The organism is Intestinibacillus sp. Marseille-P6563, assembly GCF_900604335.1.
Taxonomy (GTDB): Bacteria; Bacillota; Clostridia; order Oscillospirales; family Butyricicoccaceae; genus Butyricicoccus_B.
Map to the genome: position 1 here is coordinate 454,788 of NZ_UWOD01000001.1, position 20,222 is coordinate 475,009.

The 20,222-nt window shown below is 45.3% G+C and carries 19 protein-coding genes and 4 pseudogenes; 3 read left to right on the forward strand and 20 right to left on the reverse strand.

Going from position 1 to position 20,222, the window contains the following annotated elements:
- Positions 1-529 precede the first annotated feature (529 nt).
- Positions 530-1,129: a hypothetical protein gene (locus EFB11_RS02315; RefSeq protein ID WP_122788763.1), complete on the reverse strand. Its 600-nt coding sequence runs from the start codon at positions 1,127-1,129 to the stop codon at positions 530-532.
- A 272-nt stretch (positions 1,130-1,401) separates the two neighbouring features.
- Here EFB11_RS02315 and EFB11_RS02320 point away from each other — a divergent pair, with 272 nt between their 5' ends.
- The 3 genes from EFB11_RS02320 to EFB11_RS02330 all read left to right on the forward strand — a co-directional run bounded on the left by EFB11_RS02320 (position 1,402) and on the right by EFB11_RS02330 (position 3,994).
- On the forward strand, positions 1,402-2,541 hold the full coding sequence (locus tag EFB11_RS02320; protein WP_164706557.1) for a hypothetical protein: 1,140 nt from the start codon (positions 1,402-1,404) through the stop codon (positions 2,539-2,541).
- Positions 2,542-2,611: 70 nt separating this feature from the next.
- Positions 2,612-3,490 (forward strand): hypothetical protein, encoded by an 879-nt coding sequence (locus EFB11_RS02325; protein ID WP_164706558.1) that lies wholly within the window; start codon positions 2,612-2,614, stop codon positions 3,488-3,490.
- 42 nt (positions 3,491-3,532) lie between these two features.
- Complete coding sequence (locus EFB11_RS02330; RefSeq protein ID WP_122788766.1) at positions 3,533-3,994, forward strand: DUF3879 family protein; 462 nt, start codon at positions 3,533-3,535, stop codon at positions 3,992-3,994.
- 154 nt (positions 3,995-4,148) lie between these two features.
- Here the strand turns inward: EFB11_RS02330 and EFB11_RS02335 are convergent.
- The 19 genes and pseudogenes from EFB11_RS02335 to EFB11_RS02430 all read right to left on the reverse strand — a co-directional run.
- Positions 4,149-4,277: pseudogene (locus tag EFB11_RS02335) on the reverse strand (Maff2 family mobile element protein); the annotation flags it as partial.
- Between the two features lie 63 nt (positions 4,278-4,340).
- Positions 4,341-5,174, reverse strand: a pseudogene (locus tag EFB11_RS02340) (VirD4-like conjugal transfer protein, CD1115 family); the annotation flags it as partial.
- Between the two features lie 30 nt (positions 5,175-5,204).
- Entirely contained in the window at positions 5,205-5,393 is a 189-nt protein-coding gene (locus tag EFB11_RS02345; protein WP_055163299.1) for a transposon-encoded TnpW family protein, read from the reverse strand.
- Between the two features lie 252 nt (positions 5,394-5,645).
- A complete protein-coding gene (locus EFB11_RS02350) occupies positions 5,646-6,674 on the reverse strand; it encodes a plasmid recombination protein (RefSeq protein ID WP_243115146.1) in 1,029 nt (342 codons plus the stop codon).
- A gap of 463 nt (positions 6,675-7,137) precedes the next feature.
- Entirely contained in the window at positions 7,138-7,500 is a 363-nt protein-coding gene (locus EFB11_RS02355) for a hypothetical protein (protein WP_055163295.1), read from the reverse strand.
- 42 nt (positions 7,501-7,542) lie between these two features.
- Positions 7,543-10,047, reverse strand: a complete 2,505-nt coding sequence (locus EFB11_RS02360) for an ABC transporter permease (protein ID WP_055163294.1) — start codon at positions 10,045-10,047, stop codon at positions 7,543-7,545.
- Positions 10,047-10,727 carry an ABC transporter ATP-binding protein gene (locus EFB11_RS02365; RefSeq protein WP_055163293.1) on the reverse strand — a complete coding sequence of 227 codons (681 nt, stop codon included), beginning with the start codon at positions 10,725-10,727 and terminating at the stop codon, positions 10,047-10,049. Before EFB11_RS02365 ends, EFB11_RS02360 begins: the two co-directional genes overlap by 1 nt.
- Positions 10,728-10,827: 100 nt before the next feature.
- Positions 10,828-11,835 carry a sensor histidine kinase gene (locus EFB11_RS02370; RefSeq protein WP_055163292.1) on the reverse strand — a complete coding sequence of 336 codons (1,008 nt, stop codon included), beginning with the start codon at positions 11,833-11,835 and terminating at the stop codon, positions 10,828-10,830.
- Between the two features lies 1 nt (position 11,836).
- Positions 11,837-12,505, reverse strand: a complete 669-nt coding sequence (locus EFB11_RS02375; RefSeq protein ID WP_055163291.1) for a response regulator transcription factor — start codon at positions 12,503-12,505, stop codon at positions 11,837-11,839.
- Positions 12,505-12,753 (reverse strand): helix-turn-helix domain-containing protein, encoded by a 249-nt coding sequence (locus EFB11_RS02380; RefSeq protein ID WP_055163290.1) that lies wholly within the window; start codon positions 12,751-12,753, stop codon positions 12,505-12,507. The genes EFB11_RS02375 and EFB11_RS02380 overlap by 1 nt, the downstream gene beginning before the upstream one ends.
- A gap of 216 nt (positions 12,754-12,969) precedes the next feature.
- Entirely contained in the window at positions 12,970-13,260 is a 291-nt protein-coding gene (locus tag EFB11_RS02385) for a hypothetical protein (protein ID WP_055163289.1), read from the reverse strand.
- Positions 13,253-13,531, reverse strand: a complete 279-nt coding sequence (locus EFB11_RS02390; protein WP_070101529.1) for a hypothetical protein — start codon at positions 13,529-13,531, stop codon at positions 13,253-13,255. The genes EFB11_RS02385 and EFB11_RS02390 overlap by 8 nt, the downstream gene beginning before the upstream one ends.
- 122 nt (positions 13,532-13,653) lie before the next feature.
- Positions 13,654-13,935, reverse strand: coding sequence for a DUF6809 family protein (locus EFB11_RS02395; RefSeq protein ID WP_055163288.1), 282 nt, complete (start codon positions 13,933-13,935; stop codon positions 13,654-13,656).
- Complete coding sequence (locus tag EFB11_RS02400; RefSeq protein WP_055163287.1) at positions 13,936-14,334, reverse strand: TnpV protein; 399 nt, start codon at positions 14,332-14,334, stop codon at positions 13,936-13,938. It abuts the gene before it with no gap.
- Positions 14,331-16,199, reverse strand: a complete 1,869-nt coding sequence (locus tag EFB11_RS02405) for a recombinase family protein (protein ID WP_055163286.1) — start codon at positions 16,197-16,199, stop codon at positions 14,331-14,333. Before EFB11_RS02405 ends, EFB11_RS02400 begins: the two co-directional genes overlap by 4 nt.
- 43 nt (positions 16,200-16,242) lie before the next feature.
- A pseudogene (locus EFB11_RS17485) lies at positions 16,243-16,758 on the reverse strand (type IV secretory system conjugative DNA transfer family protein); the annotation flags it as partial.
- Positions 16,759-16,863: 105 nt separating this feature from the next.
- Complete coding sequence (locus EFB11_RS02415; protein WP_122788768.1) at positions 16,864-18,681, reverse strand: reverse transcriptase domain-containing protein; 1,818 nt, start codon at positions 18,679-18,681, stop codon at positions 16,864-16,866.
- 580 nt (positions 18,682-19,261) lie between these two features.
- A pseudogene (locus EFB11_RS02425) lies at positions 19,262-19,744 on the reverse strand (hypothetical protein); the annotation flags it as partial.
- A complete protein-coding gene (locus EFB11_RS02430; RefSeq protein WP_002604484.1) occupies positions 19,741-20,214 on the reverse strand; it encodes a PcfB family protein in 474 nt (157 codons plus the stop codon). The gene EFB11_RS02430 and the pseudogene EFB11_RS02425, both read right to left, overlap by 4 nt.
- Between the last annotated feature and the right edge of the window lie 8 nt (positions 20,215-20,222).

Below are 20,222 nucleotides of genomic sequence, written 5' to 3' on the forward strand. Positions count from 1 at the left end.
TATTTTTGATGGATTTTTCATCGGCGTAAGCCGCATAAGGCGGGTTTGGGGTGGCAACCCCAACAAGTATCTGACCGGGGGACAAATGAGCGAAAAGCGAAATTTGGTACACTGGTCGATACTTGCTCTCCGTGACTGCAAACTATCCCTCACTTCCGTCCGCCACTTTTCCCCGGTTTGTATAAATGCTTTTTGCAAATTTTCCTTTGCCCACTACTCGTCCATTGGGAGCCGGTTTTTGCAAACCGTTTGTCTTTTTCTACTACTAATAATCCAGCAAGGGACATTCCTGCCCGTTTTCACCAAAGTTACTCTGGACACCGGGCTTTCTGCCCGTTGTCTGCGGAGTGAACGGGCAGTTTTTCCCGTTCACTCTAAATACCACCGCCGTTCCCGTTTTGCCAAAAATGGGCGCAAAAAAAGCAGCAAATCTTTTTCAAGACTTACTGCTTTCGGTGTTATTGGTTGTGGCAATCGCTATGTTAAACAAATTTTATGCTGCGGTAATTGTATCTGCAGGCGGCTGTGCTTAGCCTTGGGCGGCAGCTTTCATCTCTGCACGGGCCGCATCATAGGCTTCCTCATAAAGTGCGTTCATTTCACTATGAAATTTATTTTCCGCCTTTGTGGGAAACTCCATAACATCGCCATCGGAATCACAAGTCATAATTTTTTCTCCATTACTGTTATAAAACGCGGAAAAAGAGCTATAAAAATCGACAGTCGCCCGGCAACCCATCAAGGAAAAAGTCTGAAACCGATTGACGATATGGGGCAAGGTAGAAAGAATTTTATTTAACCCCATCAGAAGTTTGGGACGGTCTGGAGAAATATGCTGATTTTTATAGGCGTACCGATATGCAACATATTCCTCATCCATATAAACGCCCTTTTTGGCATCTTCTCTCGCCATTCTCCGAATATTTTCAACAACTGCGTCCGGCAATGAGGTGTTGTTCTCAAACTCTGTAGTTGCAGAAGTGTTCTCTGCATCCTTTTTCCCGCTGATTTCCACGGTATCCTCTCTGCTGAACTTGGTACTGGCTGCCTGTGACATACCTTTCGCCACCGCATTGCGTGTGTTCGGGATATAGAGTGAACCAGAAATGGTAGTAGAAGATATATTCATCTTTTGTCCCTCCTTTTACCTTGTGCAAAGTCTCAAAACCAGCTTAAGAAAGTTGTGTGTCAATATTAAATACTCTAATTGTATTTTCGGCTATTTTGAAAGAAAATTAAGTTGTTTGAACACAAAAGCAAAACAGAGAGGGAGAATTTACAGAATAGTGAGTGGCTGCCTGCCAAACTTTTGCGTGCTGCTTTATTCCGGAAATCTTAAATTTTAAGAAAACAGGTCGATATAATCATTAGAAAGAATTTATATGGAAGGAGTTTTTCACGATGTCATGGCAAGTACCAAATATAAACGGTCAGCTTTCGTCTGAGCTGGTCAACAGCGGATGGACTATATATAAAAGCACCCAATCCGGTCAAGGAAATACACAGGCAGTTACCGGCGGGCAAGCGCGTCTTTCCCCACCCTCTTTCGATACAGTAGATTTTAGTGACAGCAGTATCCCTGATATTACTCCTGAAACTCCAGAAGGTATGTTTCCCAACGGGGCACAAGTGGATGAAGATGGGAAAACGATTGTCAGAAACCTGTGGGGTGGAATTAAAGTAGAATCCCGGATTGGAGCAGACGGCCAGTTTATCACATTTCCCGATGAGGCTAATCGGAGTGCTGCCAAAGGGGCCGCTACCCATGGTTTCTTTTATCACACCACGGATTTTCTAAAGGAGGCCGCCCAAAAGTACAGTACCTTGGGAGAAAATGAAACCTTCCGTTTCCGGGATATTCAGGATGAAGGCTTTATCCGTGACACCCTGGATTTTCTGACCAATGGCAATTATACAGAAAAAGATGTTGCCGCCATGAAAGAGCAAATGGAAGATGTCGTTCTGGAGCTGGCACAGCAGATCAAGGATGGCAAAGAGTTTGATTTAAGCAGTGTCCAGACAAAGTTGACTATTGGCAACTCTGAAATCGGAGTTGGACAGCTTTTTGAGCTGCAATCATTAGGCAAAGATTTGGAAGGTGTTTTGAATCAAACTTCCGTAGGCCAGATGGATTCCTTTGCATACGCTCAAAAAGGTCTTACAAAATCTATCGCTGAATACTATGGCAAAAACTATGGAGCGGTAGGTGAAATGTTTGCAGACGGCATCGAGCGGCTTTATGAAAAAAGCATCCAAAATGTTCAAAAGCTAAACAATAGCATGAACAGTGGCTATGGCGGAATCGGTTGGTCGCAGAAGGAAAATGATTCCGTTCACACCGGCCTTGAAATTTCCGACCTATTTGCCAATCTGGATTGTAGCAGCAAGGACGCTTTTATGGCGGATTTCAACGCAAAGCTCTCCGATATGCGCACCCTTGTGCAGCAGTTTGGCAAAAAGTATAATCTCTCCGACACTTATTTGGGGATTGCCGGAGATATGGCAAACTTGATGAAATATGTTCAGTCGGCGATTAGATGATTTGAGAGAAGTGCCTTTTTGTTCATCATCTTTTGCCAGCCATTTTATGTGTAAAAGGAGGTAAGGCCCTATGTTTGTATCAAATCTGCCCGGTTCTCTCCAGGGAGCTTGGGGCAATGCTCCATTTTTACAGGTTAATAGCCCTAAAATCGGAATCTTGGGACAAAACACCCCTGCACAGGATGTTCTGGGGCGAATGTCGGAGAATCTGATGGATGCCCAGCAGCAAACCTCCCTTCGGGATCGTGTGGAGTTAAAATTTTCTGGAGTTTTGGACACGGAGTATTCTGCCCTGTCGGAGGTTCCAACCGAGACTCTAAAGTGTTTTGCCGGATTACTGGATGCGTACGCACGCTTTAACAGCATGACCGAGCATGCGCTGACAGAATACCGGGATCAGCTGACCGCCTTTGACCAGACCATTCAGGAGTACCAGGATATGCTGGATGGTAAGGCTGCACTGCCGGAGGACATGACCACAGAACAGGTACAGGCCATGCTGGATCTGGTAAAGGAGACCAGGGCTCAGTTTTTGCAGGATGGCGGCAAAGAAGTAAACCGCCGATTGGCTTTCTCAAACAGCTATGCAGATGACAGACTGTTCAACCATGTGGCATCCGCCGTGTTGGGCGAATCTTTCGAGAATGCGGGCAAGGGTGCCGATTTCTGGCGTATTGACCCAAATGCGGAGGACATCTATGGGGAAATTGACCGGGCGTTGGGTGCAGTGGACAGTTTGACCCAGACTTGCAGACAGGGCCTTGGCGCTATTGCCACGGAGCTGAAGCGCCGGGGCTATGATGATTCTGACTTCATGCATTATTACAGCCAGTGGTATCAGTCCGAAAAGCCCCAGCTCTTGTGCAGCGATATGAATGCTCTGGTGGAACGCACCCTGGCAGATCTGCGCGAAAAAAGTCTGGCAATTTCCGAAGGTATAGATGACTAACGCTGACGGCCTGGATTGACTTTCAGGAGGAGGTGTAACAAAATGACGATCACAGATATTGCCCGCATGATGATGACCTCAGATCAGTATCAAAGTAAAGTCACACAGCCGAAATATCCAAACGGCGCTGCGGTATCAGATCCGAATGCGCCTGATGACGGACTGGATATTACAGGCATGACCGCAGCGGACTTTCATATCATCCCTGTATCCGAAGAAGCAGAACAGGCGGTGCGGGATATCGCTTTAGAGCACATGAAAAAGTATTATGGAATGTCCGGGCCTGACGGCAATGATCTGGGAAATTTCATCAAGTCCTATTATAAGCAAGTCCCCGTCTCAGACCGCGCTAATGCTGGCTGGACATTGAATCAAATGCACAGGGATGAGGCCTATCGTCTCTATGATTTTGTCCGTTCCCGTGTTCCTGGCTGGGAGATTGGTCAATGGTTTGATACCAGTATTTTGGAGGAATACCAGCGGGGCGTTGATGTAAAGGCATAAGCACATTTGGAGGAAAAATACGCACGAATAGCGGCAGAAAGGTGTTCCTTTCTGCCGCTATTTTTCTCAATGTTATTTTCTGCAATTTTGCATTTTTACAGTTGCGGAAAAGTGGGTGACTGTCAAATTCTTATGTGATACTTTACCGCACATGAGCATTTGCGCCCGGATTGTCGTTGCCGTAACCCTCCATGAGGTTGATAGCCCCCCAAATGCCAAGACCTGCGCCAAGCGCGATAACCAAAGTCTGCAATACACCAACTGCGCTGTTAAAGAAATCCATATAAACCTCGCTTTCTGCCGCTTTGCGGCTCAAAAAATGTTGTTGAAAATGAAAATGCCGCCGTTATTCCTCGGCGGCTGCGTCCTCGTCGGACAAATCTATTTCGTATATGTCAAAGGCTTCATCGGGCTTTACTATTGCCGGGCGGGTAGACATATACCGTTCCACATCAAAAGCGTTTTTCTTGTCGAAGTCGGAAAGGTATTTGTAGTTCGGGTGTTTCGTTATATCGTATTTGTCGCTTAAAAAGGGACGTACACCGCGTAGCTGCAAAATACATTTCCCACCGTCCATAACTGCTATTTCGTCCTGTGTCATCAACTCCTTTCCTAATTTTTGATAAGTAAGTCCATGAGAAACCTGCGTGCCGCGATTTTCGGAAGTGTTGAAACTGTCAATTGTTTCCCGTCCCAAGTTATCCGAAATATCCTTTGCATTTTTCCCACGTCCTCCCAAAAACAAGGTGCTGTCGGCATTATCAAGTATGATTTCTGCCGCGTCCTTGTAAATGGCTTTTAGCTGGCTCTGCGATTGCAGAATGATAGAAGCGGACATTTCCCGGCTGCGGATTGTGGCAATCAGTTTATCAAATCGGGGTATCTGTCCGATGTTCGCAAACTCGTCAAGCAAAAAGCGGACGTGAACAGGCAATTTGCCGTTATATTCGTCGTCCGCTTTGTCGCAAAGCAAATTGAAAAGCTGCGATTGCAGCATAGCGATAACAAAATTAAACGTGCTGTCCGTATCGCTCATTATGAGGAAAAGTGCGCTCTTTCTGTCGCCTAACGTGTCAAGTTCTAATTCGTCGTAGGACATGAGATCGCGCAATTCCTTAATATCAAAAGGCGCAAGCCTCGCACCGCAAGAAATGAGGATTGATTTTGCTGTTTTGCCAGAGACGAAAAGTCAAGGACTTTTTCATCAAATTCACAAACAAGTTACATTTTGCTGAATCTCGTTGCGAAGCAGACGCTTGATTTTGTCCTCCATTGTCTCTCTGGCGTTCTCGTTGAAGTGGACACGGACGATATAGGTCGTGCCGTTTATCTGCTTTCTGACGGTGGGTGCGGTGTGCTGGGTGGTGGTCTGTGCTGCTGTGTTTCTGTTTTCTGTCATTCAATACCTCCTGTGAATGAAAAATGCCCGACAAGGAAAGGCTGACAACGAAGTCCTGACAACGGACATTCAAAAACCTTTTATCTTATCGGGCGGCTCTTATTGCTTACTATTTACTTTTTCTTTGAAATCTTGGTTGTCAAGGTTGTCAGAGAGAGAAAAGTCCAGTCTTGACAAGGCTTTTTCGGATTTTGCCCGACAACGGGATTGACAACCGGCTCGGCAACAAGCTGACAACAGGATAGCAATTTTCTATCGCCATCCCTCCGGCAGTTCCATCTGTTCAAGCTCCGCATCGGAGAGAGGAATAAATCTTCCGTCTCCGTTGTCAGCTTCTCCGTTGTCGGGCAACTCACGCTCCCAACCTTTCTGACGAAGATACGGCTTCGGGAAGTGTCTCGGATTGCTGAAAGACTTCCAACCTTTGACAACATTGTTCATAATGTCGTTTATCTCTCGCAGTTCCCATTGCTTCGGCTCGTCATACTCATGCCCCAATGCTTCTCTGTAAAGCTGTTTGGAGCAGACGGCATTGCCTGTGTAGCTGTCCAGATAGGCTCGCCCTCCATATTCCGGCTCTTGCTCCAAATGCAGACCATGCCTTTTTGCAATATCAAAGAGCATGGCACGACAGGCAGAATCGAAAGTCATTTTTCGGTTGTTGTGTCTGCCTTGCTTCTTGGTGGGGTCTGGCAGTTCAAAGCCTAATGCTTCAAGTGCCTTTTCCTGTTGTGGGCAAATCTCGCCGTAGCGGTTTTCACAGTCGAATACATGGCGTTCTTGAATGTGCGGTGTCGCTTCATCCAGATGTAATGCCCAATCCAGAATGTGAACATGAGAGCCGAAACGCCGTTCCATCTCCACGAAGAAATCCGTCACGACTTTCAGCAGAACATCAGGCGAAACATGGTCGCCCATCTTTCCGATCTGATAGATGGTTTCCTCCGGGCAAGTCCTTTTGTCTTTAAGCAAATCCGTTGTGGTGCGGTTGCGTTCCGAGTGCCTGTTCTTATCGTTTCTGGCGTTCTGTGCTTCGACATAAGCACCGTATTTTGCGGAGTAGAACAGTTCCTCCACTTCCTCGAAAGTGTCTGCAAGCTCGCTCTGGACTTGCTTCTCTGCAAAGGTGCGATAGCCGTTGAAGCAGTCCCAATAGACATTGTGCTTGGCTCGTTCTTCGTCAATGTGTTCGCTGTTGCTCACATCAAAAGTGCGGTCATTGTGCTTCGGGTTGTAAGTGCCATGCTTGCCGGAGCGACCGTTGTGTCTTGTTAATTTCAAACCATTTCTAACCTCCGTTCAGATTTTCCCCGCAGGGGAAAGGGGCAGCGAAGCTGCCATCCTTGCTGCAATTTTGCGACAAGTAATACCCAGTACTAAGTGGCGAAACGCCACTTAACTGGGCAAGGCTGCCGCCCTTGACCTGCACAGGGATATTGCATTCCCTGTACCCATGCACAAAGGGCTTGCCGCCCTCTGTACTCCTGCCCGATAAACTGCTTCACATCGTCAGCTGCCGACATTTGCAGTCCATCGGTTTTTGCGAAACTCTCCATCGGAGACTTTCACAAAAAAATGGAGAAGTCCAATTTCGTCAAATCGGATTTCTCCACTTTTCGGATATGCCGTTTCCGACACATCCGCTTTGCAAATGAGCAAAGCAAAAGCGACCAACTTTTTACGGTTAGTCGCCTTTGGTTTGTTCATTCTATTCAGTTTTTACGAAACAAGAGAGTTTCTACCATTACCTTTCTAACGCTAAGTATTCTTGCCCCATAAAGAAGATTGTCAATTCGTCATGATCTACTTCTATCTCAAATTCTACACTACTATCTCCCTGTGTCACGCAGATTATATCCGAGTAAGAAAAACCATAAGATGCGTTACCGCAGGACAGACCCGAATCGGGCATATCTTTACTCACAGCAAGTTCCCCGTTCTCTTGAAAGGTAAATACCTCCTCCGCATTTGTATCCTTCCATGTGCCAATAATATCTTTTTCGTTCTGAATGCGATTTACTTTACCGACACATACAATGGCAAGTATAACTACACCAACAGTCAAAGCAATGCCTGCAACTCTCTTTACCAGTTTCTTTTTACGCAATTTCTATTACCTCCGTTTCAGTTGCTTTGTTAGATTGAATGATTACATATTGCTCAATTTCAGTTCCTCTACAATTTCCACCTTTGATACGCTTCTGACAGCAAACAGCATAGCGATACATACCATAGCACCGACCGCCAGAACTGCAAGAGCATAAATACCACCGTTGATATAAAAAGCAAATGGTGTCATACCCGACGATATGAAGTAGTAGATGGCACAATGAATCAAAAAGCTCACAGGCAACGCAAGAACCAATGCTTTTACGCCGTACAAAACAGCTTCAAGCAATAGCGTACATTTCAATCCTTTGGCAGTCATACCAACAGAACGCAGAACAGCAAATTCGCTTCTTCTCAAATGAATTGTATTTGAGATAGTGTTGCAAACATTCAAACTGATAATAACCGTCATCAGGATCGAGAACAGGCAGATTACCAGTTTTGCAATCGTATATACCTGTCTGGAATTATTCGTTGCGGCTGCAATGTCCACAGTTTGCGGAAATCCTCTGTCAGCCAGACAGTCCATTGCTTCTTTATGCTGTGCTGTCTGTATTCTCATTTCCACATAGGCGTTATCATCTATCAGCCAGTTAAAATAACTTAAAGGCACAATGAGGACAGCTCGATCTCTCACAAACATGGATTGGATATTTGCATTTTCTTCTGAAACGATTTCTTCCACGATAATCGGCAAGGCATCCTCGGATGCCCCCAACGGAATGATTTCAGTTCCCGGTTCAATAAGAAACGGGGAGCCTGCAATCACTCGATTTTGACCCGCATTATAATATCCCATTGTCTGATTGAGCAGGATTCCACGATTGGAGCTGCCAGTCATAATATGAAAGCCATTTTCCTCACAAAAGGAAGTAAAATGTTCTTCGTCCAGTCCTACGACATATACCTCTGCTTTCGTACCATTGATAAAATATCCCTGCATATCAGGATTGATTTGTTCCTGCGAAAATTCAGCAGTCATATATCGCTGAAAAGAATAGGAAACATCCGCAGTGATATTTTCATCCGATAATGCCCCGATTGCGGTAGGAATATCTTTGTATTGAATCGTCGAAATCACATCAGTATAACAGGAACCGTCCTCCTTCATGTCCAAGGATGTCTGATAAAGCATAAAATCAGACAAACTGTATAAGGAAAGGGCAATTACCACCGACAAGAAAATAGAGCCAGTAATTGCTCGGAAGCGTTTTGGATTACGCTTAATATTTTTAGCTGCCAGCGAACCATAAATGCCAAAAACCAAAGAAACGATTTTTCCATCACGGAATTTCTTTTTTGATACCGCATTGTTAGACTGGCGGATAGCTTCAATAACTGTAATTTTAGCAGCTTGCTTCACAGGCTTTCTGCTTCCGAAGTACAAAGAAGCAATGCCGGATAATCCGCTGACGAGTAGGATAAGTCCGTTTACCTTTAAGGACAGTTCTACAATGCCAAAAGTGAATGTTTCTCCAAAAGCTGCCCTGACCACACTTAACAACAGAGCAGACAGCAGTATGCCGACAACCAATCCCAAAGGTATGCTTACCACACCCAAAAGAAAGGCTTCTAAATATACACTAAGGCGTTTTTGCCCTTTTGTGGCTCCAATACTGGATAACATTCCCATCTGCTTAATTCGTTCCTGCAAGGAAATGGAGAGGGCGTTGCTGATCATTGAAGCGGATGCAGCCATCAAAAGGCAAATGACCATGACTACCAAAGCAATCAGTTTGGCAGCTCCTTTGCCGCCGGTAATTCCATGATAGACTAACAGTTCAGAATGAAACTTTGCTACATGACTGTCTACTGCCGCAGCCACTTCTTCGGCTTCTGTATAGATCGAATTGGATAAATTCTTTGCCTTGACATACGCAGCAAAATCGGATGCCGTTTTGTCAACGCCTGCAAAGGCATTATAGTTTGCTGCGATTTTTGAGTCATTCACATCTGACAGAATACCAACAACTACATACGCTTTCTCTTTCGTTGGAACGAAACTTTCTTCTTCGCCCCTATAATTTGTCAGCCCGGAAAGCTGGGCATTATATTCATCCCAAATTCTTGAACCAAGGGTTAAAGAAATCGTATCTCCAATCTCTGTGTTCATATTGTTTTTCTTCAAAAAAGATTCTGAAATAACAAGCTCATTTTCATCTTGCGGGAAACGCCCCGCAAGCAAATACTGATTTAACGAAAATCTTTGGGTAAAGTTCTCGTCAATCTCGCCAACGGAGAGCATTGTACTGTTGGATTTCTCCCCGTAAAAACTGTTTCCGGCAAAGCGGAGAAGCGAAACCTCGCCTACATTGTTTTGACTATATAGCTCTTGAACCTGCTCCCAAGTCAAATCCTCCATGTAGTAGTCATAATCGCCACCATACACTTTTTCTTTCTCTTTCAAAAAATCAACCAACGACCATCCCCCACAGAGAATAGCGGTTATCATACTGATTGACAAAAGAATGGTTAAAAGTGTGAGTAGGGTACGCTTTTTATTCGACAGCAGATTCCTGAGTGTAAGCGTGAAAATCATATTCATCAGCGTATCACCTCATCCCTCACAAGTCTGCCATCCTGAATTTCCAGAATACGGTCTGCCTGCATTGCGATTTCACGGTCATGGGTAATCAGGATCATTGTCTGGCGATAGACTTCATTGGATTCACGCAGAAGTTTCATAATATCCCTTGTGTTCTCCGTGTCCAGATTTCCCGTCGGCTCGTCCGCAAGGATAATCGCAGGTGCGTTAATCAACGCTCGTCCGATTGCCACTCTTTGTTGTTGACCGCCGGATAACTGACTTGGCAGGTGCTTTCTACGCTTTACCAGTTTGAGCGTGGATAGCAGTTCTTTCAAACGCTCCTTATTGATTTTACGCCCATCCAATCGAATCGGCAGCGTGATATTTTCCTCGACAGTCAAAACCGGGATCAGATTATAAAACTGATAGACAAGCCCAACCTGCCTTCTTCTGAATACAGCCAATTCATCTTCGTTTTGCTCATAAACATCCTGTCCATCCACAAATACTTTTCCCGAAGTTGGTCTGTCAACACCACCTAAAATGTGCAACAGGGTAGACTTGCCAGACCCAGATGCTCCAATGATTGCAACAAACTCTCCTTTATCGACGGAAAAAGAAACATCTGACAAAGCATGGACAGGAGCATTGTCCATTTCATAGGTTTTGCAGATATTCTCTACTCTTAATATTTCCATAAAAAGTTCCTCCATATATTTTTGCAATTCAGTATAGCAAAGCCAAGTGACTGCTTCATTACTTTTTCATTACAAAAATGTCACTTAAAAAGGGGCTGCATTAAGCAGTCCCCCGATAAAAGCAGATTTCAAATTCTGCACCGCCTGACTTCCGGTTTTTCGCCTGGATGACGCCGCCCTGATTGACGATGATTGTTTTTGCCAGAGCCAACCCCAAACCGGCATTACCGATTGTAGAGCCACTTCCTTGATAAAATCGGTCAAATAGATGCGGTATATCCTTTTTCCGAAAACCTGCTCCATTATCCGCTATAATGATCTGTGTCAAAAGAGGTCTTTCTATTGCCTTGATTTCAATACTGCTGCTCTCTGGTGAATGTTCGATACAGTTTTTAATTACATTCCCCAAGGCTTCAGCAGTCCAATCAGCATCAAGAGCAAGTTTCAGTTCTGCCGGAATCACTTGCGTTATTGTCTGCATTTTTAATTCTGCCGCAATCTCCAGAGGACGAATTGCTTTTTCTACCACATCTTTTAAGTATATCTCCTGTGGCTTTAGAGTAATCGTTCCTGCATCCAGCTTGGATATTTTCAGAAGTGTGGCTATCAGCCACTCCATTCTTGATAAGAGCATAGTCTGTTTGCGGATCAGCTCATACCTTTCTTCGTCAGTCAGTTCCTCATTACACAGAGAAGCATTTAGGATATTCAGCGATGTCAAAGGTGTTTTTAATTGATGTGAAATATCGGCTAAAGCATTCGCCAAATTACCTTTCTCCATTTTCAGAGCTTCTGCCTGTTCAATAAGTCGTCTTGTCATCTTAGATATTTCATCATGTAAAACAGATAATTCGCCTTCTTGAAACTGCCCAAAAGAAATCGTTTCATCTCCATGCAGCAGCCTATCAATATGCAAACTAAAATCAGCAATTTTCTTGTATCTCTGATATGTAAAAAAGAGGGAAACTGCACTTGATGAAATGATAGCCGACAGAACAATCCACACAGCTTTGCTATCAACGATAATGCCAATGCCGCCCCAAAATAGAATAAGAATACTGCTGACAACAATCTGCCTTTTAACTTCTTTATTTCTGATAAAGTCCATATCAACCCACCTTATAGCCAAGCCCACGAACGGTAATTATGATTTCCGGCTCCTGTGGATTTGTTTCAATTTTGTCACGCAGCCTTTTCATGTAAACAGTCAGCGTATTATCATTGATAAACTCTCCGGTAGTGTCCCATAAAAGCTCCAACAATCTTCTGCGAGAAAGGACAATACCTTTGTTACGCAAAAAGACTAACAGCAACTTATATTCCATAGCAGACAATAAAATCTCTGTTCCGTTTTTTACCACGGTTGCTTGATTTGTGTCCACAACTAAGTCATGGTAGCTGATAATGTTTTGCGTGTTCTTAGTTCTCCTTAATACGCTGTTGATCCTTGAAAGAAGCTCCCTTGGTCTAAATGGTTTACTGATATAATCGTCAGCTCCCATGTCCAGTCCTGCCACAACACTATATTCATCATCAGACGCCGTTAAGAAAATAACCGGCATAGTTCCTCTTTCTTTAATTGCAGAACAAACAGAAAAGCCATTTCCATTTGATAATTGAATATCCACCAAGGCTATATCGTATTGGTCGTTATCCAATTTTTCTATTGCTTCTTTTTGCCCGGAAGCACTTTCGATTTTGAACCCTTCATTTCCTAAATAGTCCGATAATGAGGATACGATACTTTGGTCATCCTCCACTAATAATAATTTACTCATCATGTATTCTCCTTGCTGAAAGGATTTCTGGCATCATTGCCTTTTTCGTTAGGTATAAATTCAAGAATATCATCAACTCCGCAATGGAGTGTGTTGCATATCTTTTCGATGGTGTCAAGGGAAAGGTAATTATCTCGTTTCAATCGGGTTATGATGTTGGCACTAAAACCTGCCTGTTCCATCAATTCCGCATTGCTCATACCCTTGTCAATCATTAAATGAAACAACTTTTTATATGTTACCGCCATAGCTTACCCTCCTTGTGCTTACATATTCTATTATTATATCACGCAAGTGTGAATAAATCAACACTCTTGCGGTAAATTCGTAGTTCATATTAGCTCCATAACGCATACTTTTCCTTTTTTGGGTAGGTAAGGACTTTATACCTTGACGATATGTAACAGTCAAAACATCGGGTACAGACCCGACATTTTGACCGCAAACAGACCCGAAAAGCTACATTATCCGTTCTGACCGTTAAAACCGTTTTGCTTCGCCAATTCGCTTGCTTTTCGTCTGCGTTCCTCGCTCATGGGCGGCTGAAAGCGGATAGACAATCTGGACTTGTCAATCCAATAGGACACACCGCCTTGCCCCATACTCATATCCAAACGGCAGAGGTCGGGGTACTTCTTGCTGAACGCTTCAAGGCGTTTCCGAAGTCCGGCATTGTAAGTCTGGATATGAGCTTCTTCGTCTGCTTCATTAAACAGGACGATTGTTTCTTTCTCATACTTCGTCAGCTTACTCATAAAGCCCCTCCATAATCGGAACAGGATAGCTGTCCGGCACATACTTGTGGTGAGCAAAGCGTTCCATTTCCACCCTCATGTTGTAGAAGAAACAGCGATACCAACGGTCACAGTCCTTGTCATTCAACTTGACTGCCAGAGCGAAAAACAGCTTCTTAGCCGCAGGGTCGGGAGCAAGTGCAGCCACAAGACGCAAGCGTTGAACGGTCGCTTCTCGATTCGGACAGCCAAAAGCATAAAGAGCTTTCTTTTCATTGATGTTCATATTCATAGTGGGTTCCTCCTTGAAAGATTAAGATTTAAGGTTAATAAAAGCAACAAGCATTTCACGAAGAACGAAACACTTGCCGCTTGAATTACGGTATTAAATTGTCGGGTTCAGACCTTGTTTTTTTAATCCTCTTTGGGATTGAGTGGATATTCATAGGCTTCTTTCATAAGTAGCAATCCTGTGGACAGTCCGCACTTAAAATGCTCGGTGCTTTCGTACTGCTGAATAATCGTCATTCGCTGATGAAGCTCCTCCACTTTGGAAAAGTCAGCTTTTGAAAACCTGTTCGCCAGTTCGTCCATAAGGTCGGCAATGGCTTTGACCTCTGCCTTGTAGCCGTCCTGTTGCGGTACAATGTTCTCCAATGGGTACATATCGCCGCCGAAAATCGCTTCCATAATCATTTAATCACCCCCTCCGCTATAATGGCAGTAAATCATTTCATGCTTGACAATTTCCTCGGCTCGGTTGCGGATAGAGTTCATAGACTGCACCCACAACATCTGATTTTCCGCTTTCATTTGCTCTGTCACGCCCTCGGCTCTTGCCATCTGCTCCATAATCAGAGAGAAGCGGTCATTTGCCTGTTCGTTCAGATCCGCAAGGACGGAATGAAGCCGACAGGACAAAACAAGCTCGTTGTAAACGGTGGGGCGGTAGTTCTGCAAATAGGCTTTGTGAAGTCTGCCCCAATGCCCGATAGGTCGCTTTTCCTCCGGCAGCTTCAAATCCGGCACATAGTAATCTCCCACAAGGACATAGTCAATGCCGTTTTCATGGATTCTCGCTTTCAGTTCGTTCATGCTGTGATAGCTCCTTTCTGTGGTTCTCGCTTCGGAAGATTGCTGACAGGGATAAATACGCCCCTTGCAATATCCTCGGCTCGAATGGCATTTTTCTTTTCGTCCATCTCGGCTTTCTTTGCCGCCTTGATTTTGTCCTCATAACGCTTCTGGGCACCGCTGGCTTTACGCTTCAAGTAGTTCTGATGAAGTTTGTCCTTGCGTTCCTCACGCTTGCGGATTTCCTCTAATTCTTCCGGTGTAAGCTCCACTTCGGCAAATGCCGGAGGGACGAAACGCCCGACAAAGTTAAAGAAGATTTCAACCTCTTGCGTAGTCTCTCGACTGCCTTTTCTGGCTCGCTCATGGACAAGGATTTTATCGACAAACTCATTGAGCATGGTATTTGTCAGCTTGTCGAAGTTCTGATACTTGTCAATCAGAGCGATAAAGCGGTCTGCGGATTTCTCATGCTTCTCATAATCTCCGACAGCCTTTTCAAGTGTTGCAATCTCGGCGGTAAGTGCCGCCTGTTCCTTTGCGTACTGTGCATCCAGAACGGCATATCTGGCATCGGGGAGCTTGCCCAATACATTGTCCTCATAAATTTTACAGAGCAAAACTTCCAGTTCTGAAACACGCTGTTTTGCCGTAGCAAGCCTTGTGCGTTGCTTCTTGACCTCGCTTGTCTGCTGACTGGACTGTGCTTCTTGTACCACTCGGACAAACTCGGCTCGCTCATGCTTTGCATACTCGGCTATGGCTCGGAGCATATCGGAGACAAGGGAAAGTACCACATCTTCATTGATACGGTGCTGTGTCTTGCAGAGCGTTCCACAAGGGACTTTTGTGTACTGTGAGCAAGTGTATTGAGAGATACGCTTGCCGTTGTTAGTGCGGTGGACATACATCTTGCCGCCGCAATCGGCACAGTAGAGCAAGCCTGTGAGGGGAGCAGCTTCGCCCCATCCATCGGGGTATCGTCTGACCTTGCTTCGGATTTTCTGTGCAAGGTCGAAAGTCTCTTGGCTGATAATGGCTTCGTGGGTATTCTCGAAAATCGTCCATTCGTCCTCCGGGACATAATGGCTTTTCTTGTCCTTAAAGTGCTTTCGGGTCTTGAAATTGACGGTATGACCGAGATATTCACGCTTGTCCAACAGATTGACGATAGTGGAAGAACCCCAACCGTACACATCCTTGAAAGTCTTGTTTTTGTTCACGCCCTCGTTATGCTGTGCAAGGTAGGCAGAGGGAATGAGTATCTTGTCCTCGGACAGCTTCTTTGCAATCTGATACGGTCCGTAGCCGTCAATCGTCATAGCAAAAATACGCTTGACAACCTCGGCGGCGTATTCATCAACAATCCATTGGTCTCTCGTCTCATTCCAGAGATAACCATAAATGACCGTCCCTGTCAGATGCTTGCCTGTCATGCCTTTGGTCTTGAAAGTGGACTTGATTTTGCGGCTTGTGTCTCTGGCGTAGTATTCGTTCATGATATTGCGAAAAGGGGTAAAATCATCGTCTCCTCTGGCACTGTCCACACCGTCATTGATGGCAATGAGACGGACACCTCTCTGGCGTAAAATCTCCATAATCTGACCGACTTTGAGATAATCACGCCCCAGACGGCTCATGTCCTTAATGCACAGATAGTCCACATTTCCGGCTTCGACTTGCCGCATCATATCAAGAAAGCCGGGTCTATCGAAACAAGTCCCGCTTATTCCATCGTCCGTAAAGTGGACACAGTTTGTAAAGCCTTGCTGTGCGGCGTATTCCTCCAATAATTTTTTCTGATTGGATATGGAATTACTCTCGCCTTGCAGTTCATCGTCACGGCTCAAACGCTCATACAGGGCGGTTATTTTCTGTTTGCTCATGGGGGTCTCCTTTCTGCTTTGTAGCCTTATATGTTTTAAGAGACTTACTCATATCGTGATGAATAAGTCTCTTAAAGCATACAACACCCGCCGCCAATTTATATTTTCGGTACTGCTTCACCGCGAAATGGTCGGGGTCGCGTTCTTCCAAGTCGGCAAACAGCAGATCGACGGGGCTTTGATATTCCTCGTCGTCCTCGCGGGCTTCGCTGGCGTTGATAAGTTCCAACAGGGTAATAAAGTTCATTTCCTCGGCGGGGGCTTCATACCAGATGTAGCCAACCAATGCGCAATACAATAACCTTTCCGCTTTTACCCAAAAATCCTCCGCACTTTTTTCTCCCTCGCCTTTGGTATTCGCTATCAACGTGTTTACCAGCTTCAAAATATCTTTCTCGCTGCGGATATACACAAAGGGGTTGTAGTGCATAGATTTTTTGAAGTTAATCGTATTCAGTACCTTAATGCGGTAGCCCGCCCGTTGCAGCAGCTTCCCGCACTCAATCAAAACCGTACCTTTCGGGTCTGTCAAGACGTAAGAGGAATGAAGCTGCATTAAATATGAGGTAGGCACCCTGCGCCTTGCTGACTTTCATCAGTAGGTTTCAGGGAGCCGCCTCCCAAACCGGACGTACACCTCTCAGCGTATCCGGCTTTCCATGAATCACCTTGATTCTTTGGTTTCGTGTAAGAGTTCAAAGCAGTCAGGGCAGAGAGCCAGAGATTTTCTTCTCATTTTCAGCATTTTCTGCTCAAATATATCCCTGCCTTTCAGCGATTTCAGCGTTCTTACGTGGTGCATACATAAATAGTCTGCATGTTCCCCGCAAATCTCGCATACTCCGGCTTTTATGCGGTTTACTATCGTGTGCCTGCTGTCATATTTCCTATAACTCGGCATAACGTCTGCCACATTGTCATAGCCGTCGCTGTGCTTTCTGAATCCATCATGGTAAAATTCGCAGTATTTACGTCCCTTAGTTGTATCGTATGGGATTCTCAGTACTCCGTTTACCATGTGCCGCTTCTTAATAACACTGACATTCGTTCTGTGCTTTCCTGCCAGAGTTTTTAACATGCTGTACCGCACCATGTAGTAATACTTGTGCAATGCGCCTACGTTTTCTGCTATCCGATAGAAGTTATATAACCCTCGAATTTCGGAATTGAAAGTAGACACAATCTCTGCGTCGCTGCGGTTCATCAGGTCTTTCCTTGGCATAGGCCGCCACATTTCTTTGCCTGTGTCATTGTTGCGTTTCACCTGTATCGCTCCCCGTTCCATCGCTTTTTTAATCCATTTTTCTTTCGGCATATACAGGAATACTTTTCCATACCACACCCGTTTCATGTCGCCGTTTTTACAACGCTTCATGTTCTTGGAATGGATTACTTTGAAATCGTACCCCAGATAGCGTACCGGCTTACTGGAATGGGTGACTTTCGTCTTTTCCTCGGACATTTCCAAATGCAGTTTTTCTTGGAGAAAGATTTTTACATCTTCCTTGATTTTTTCTGCGTCCTTTTTGGAGCCGATAACGCCGATTACAAAATCATCGGCGTAACGGTTGTACTGGATTTTCTTGAAGCCTTCCTCAAACGGATTGTAATAGTGCTGATTCATCTTCTTCCTTCTGGAATCCTTAAATTCTTTTACCAGTTCAGGAGTTGATTTTTCTGCGCCCATTAACGCTTTACGTGCCTTTCTGTATCTCCGGGACGCCCGCTCGTATTCTCTGGTCGTCCTTCTGCGTTCTGGCTCGCAATCATACTTTTCTTTGTATTCCTGCATATAGTTGTCCAGTTCGCTGAGGTAGATGTTTGCACATATCGGACTGATACCGCTGCCCTGCGGAACACCGGAGTAGGTGCAGTTGTACTGCCATTGTTCCATATATCCGGCTTTCAGGAACTTCCAGATTAGACCGATAAAAGCCTCGTCTGAAATCCTTTTCCGCAGTAATTCAACCAACACATGATGGTCGAAGTTATCAAAGCACGCCTTAATGTCTCCCTCGACAATCCATGTAACACCTGTGAAGTTTTTCTTCACTTGCGTAAGTGCCGTGTGACAGCTTCTTTTTGGTCTGAAACCGTGTGAATTGTTGCTGAATGTCGGCTCATAGATTGCTTCAAGAATCATTCTGACCACTTCCTGCACTAACTTATCATCAGTAGAAGTGATTCCCAACGGGCGAAGTTTCCCGTTCTTTTTAGGAATGTACTTTCTTTTTGCAGGCTTTGGCTGATATGTCCTGTTGCGTATGGATTCAATAATCCGGTTAATTCTCGGCAGGCTCATGTTGTCCAGCGTCTGCCCGTCTACCCCCTGCGTCATGCTCCCCTGCGATTTCGCAATGTTCGCATATGCAAGGAGATAGAACTCTGGATTGTATAGGTTGCGATATAATCTTTCACATTTGCGGTTACCTACACTTGCCTTTACTTCAAGGACTTTCAAGACATGAATCGGATTTCTCATAGTGTCTCACACACCATCCTTTCTGTTTTGAAAATGATTCACTGTTCCCCTTTGCCATGTAGACGGCTTTCCCGTCCGCAGACTACTATGGGAACTCTGTTGCCATGGTGAATATTCAGAACCCCGCATTTCAGCGTTTTCATAGCCTTTCGGCATTTCACTTTAGGCAATCCCCGTTTAGTACGGTATAAACAAGCGTTCCACGTTGTCGGTATGTGACGTTCGCCTTTTTCCACTTTCCCGTGGCTGAACCTGCTCCGAGTATCAGCAGCCGCATAGCCAAACAATGCGACTGTCAGGAACACTGACGAGTACAACCTCTCTACGTCAGGGGTACGCTCTTGGTCCCGATTTCAGGCTGTCATTCAAGCAGTCTAGCTTCCATCCTCATACGTGGATTTTCATTCCGTCACGCCGGCGCTTCTGAGGCTTCAGCGCCCCGTGTCCTCCGTCATGCTATGGTCGCCCTCCGGTTTCCCTTTTGGGGTAAGACGGGGAATGATAGGTTGCGGCACAATGCCGCTTGATACTTTTACCTACTACTTGCTCAAGGTAGGATTTATACCGCCCTTACGGGCGCACTCGGCTTGACGAAAAACCTTGTTTTTCCGCTGCCGCTGCCGCCGATCACGACGACGTTCTTATTTCTTGCGTACTTCGGCTGCTTCGGGCGGCTGTTCATGGTAAGGCGTTCCGTCTGTGTCAAAATGATGTTGTTTTGAAACTCCGGGTCTATGTAGGGCTTAATATCTTCGGCGTTTCCCCATCGGGCAGAGCCGTACTCCGCGCCCTTGCGGTATTTCTTCGCGTTTTTCCCTTTGACATAGACAATCAAGCGGATAATCACCGCGCCGACAATGCCGACAAGCAAATCCAGCGGGTAAATGCTCGGCAAGGCACTTTCAAAGGCTGCGGAAAATCCCTGCGTGATATTCAGTATCTTTGCGGAAATATCCGCGCCGGGGGCAAGCCGCACCGCCTGTCCGACTTTATCAAAGAGATAGACAAAGAACACATAGGGGATATTCGGAAGTATTAGCTTTTTGTAGTTAATCTGCTTCATATCTCGCGCCCCCTGTCCATTTTCTTTACCTTGTCGCGGGCGGCGTTAAGCTGCTTTGCCTTGTCCTTTGCAGCGGCAAGGGCTTTGCGGATAGAGGGCTTTTTCTCCCTGTTCAGCTTCTTTGCGGAAAACTCTTGAAACGCTGCGGTCATAACGTCTGCGTCCCGGCCTTTGAAAAACACAAGGTAGCGGGTCTGCTCGCCCTTAACCTTTTTCAGCGAAAAATCTATGTTGTATTTCTTCGCCGTACTCTCAAAGGCTTTAATATTGCTGTCGGTGATCTCGATGTTGGAAACACCCGCGTTCTGCTTCATAAGCTGCCGCATGGTCTGTTTCCCATGCGCGGGCTTGCTTTTCTGCTCCAAAAACTTTTGGATTGCTTTCTGCAACGCCTGTTCGGTAAGCCGCGCCGCGCCTTTTCCCACTTTGACGTATAGGGCAATCGTTTTTTGGGTTACTTCCTCCTGCAAGGTATCAA

Excerpts from the sequence above, each read along its gene's own strand:
- EFB11_RS02365 (WP_055163293.1), bottom strand. The coding sequence starts at position 10,727 with ATGGAAATATTAAGAGTAGAGAATATCTGCAAAACCTATGAAATGGAC.
- EFB11_RS02360 (WP_055163294.1), bottom strand. The coding sequence starts at position 10,047 with ATGAATATGATTTTCACGCTTACACTCAGGAATCTGCTGTCGAATAAA.
- EFB11_RS02315 (WP_122788763.1), bottom strand. The coding sequence starts at position 1,129 with ATGAATATATCTTCTACTACCATTTCTGGTTCACTCTATATCCCGAAC.
- EFB11_RS02400 (WP_055163287.1), bottom strand. The coding sequence starts at position 14,334 with ATGAACGAACTGAAAGCGAGAATCCATGAAAACGGCATTGACTATGTC.
- EFB11_RS02375 (WP_055163291.1), bottom strand. The coding sequence starts at position 12,505 with ATGAGTAAATTATTATTAGTGGAGGATGACCAAAGTATCGTATCCTCA.
- EFB11_RS02395 (WP_055163288.1), bottom strand. The coding sequence starts at position 13,935 with ATGATTATGGAAGCGATTTTCGGCGGCGATATGTACCCATTGGAGAAC.
- EFB11_RS02390 (WP_070101529.1), bottom strand. The coding sequence starts at position 13,531 with ATGAATATGAACATCAATGAAAAGAAAGCTCTTTATGCTTTTGGCTGT.
- EFB11_RS02320 (WP_164706557.1), top strand. The coding sequence starts at position 1,402 with ATGTCATGGCAAGTACCAAATATAAACGGTCAGCTTTCGTCTGAGCTG.
- EFB11_RS02405 (WP_055163286.1), bottom strand. The coding sequence starts at position 16,199 with ATGAGCAAACAGAAAATAACCGCCCTGTATGAGCGTTTGAGCCGTGAC.
- EFB11_RS02345 (WP_055163299.1), bottom strand. The coding sequence starts at position 5,393 with ATGACAGAAAACAGAAACACAGCAGCACAGACCACCACCCAGCACACC.
- EFB11_RS02380 (WP_055163290.1), bottom strand. The coding sequence starts at position 12,753 with ATGGCGGTAACATATAAAAAGTTGTTTCATTTAATGATTGACAAGGGT.
- EFB11_RS02330 (WP_122788766.1), top strand. The coding sequence starts at position 3,533 with ATGACGATCACAGATATTGCCCGCATGATGATGACCTCAGATCAGTAT.
- EFB11_RS02385 (WP_055163289.1), bottom strand. The coding sequence starts at position 13,260 with ATGAGTAAGCTGACGAAGTATGAGAAAGAAACAATCGTCCTGTTTAAT.
- EFB11_RS02325 (WP_164706558.1), top strand. The coding sequence starts at position 2,612 with ATGTTTGTATCAAATCTGCCCGGTTCTCTCCAGGGAGCTTGGGGCAAT.
- EFB11_RS02370 (WP_055163292.1), bottom strand. The coding sequence starts at position 11,835 with ATGGACTTTATCAGAAATAAAGAAGTTAAAAGGCAGATTGTTGTCAGC.
- EFB11_RS02415 (WP_122788768.1), bottom strand. The coding sequence starts at position 18,681 with ATGAGAAATCCGATTCATGTCTTGAAAGTCCTTGAAGTAAAGGCAAGT.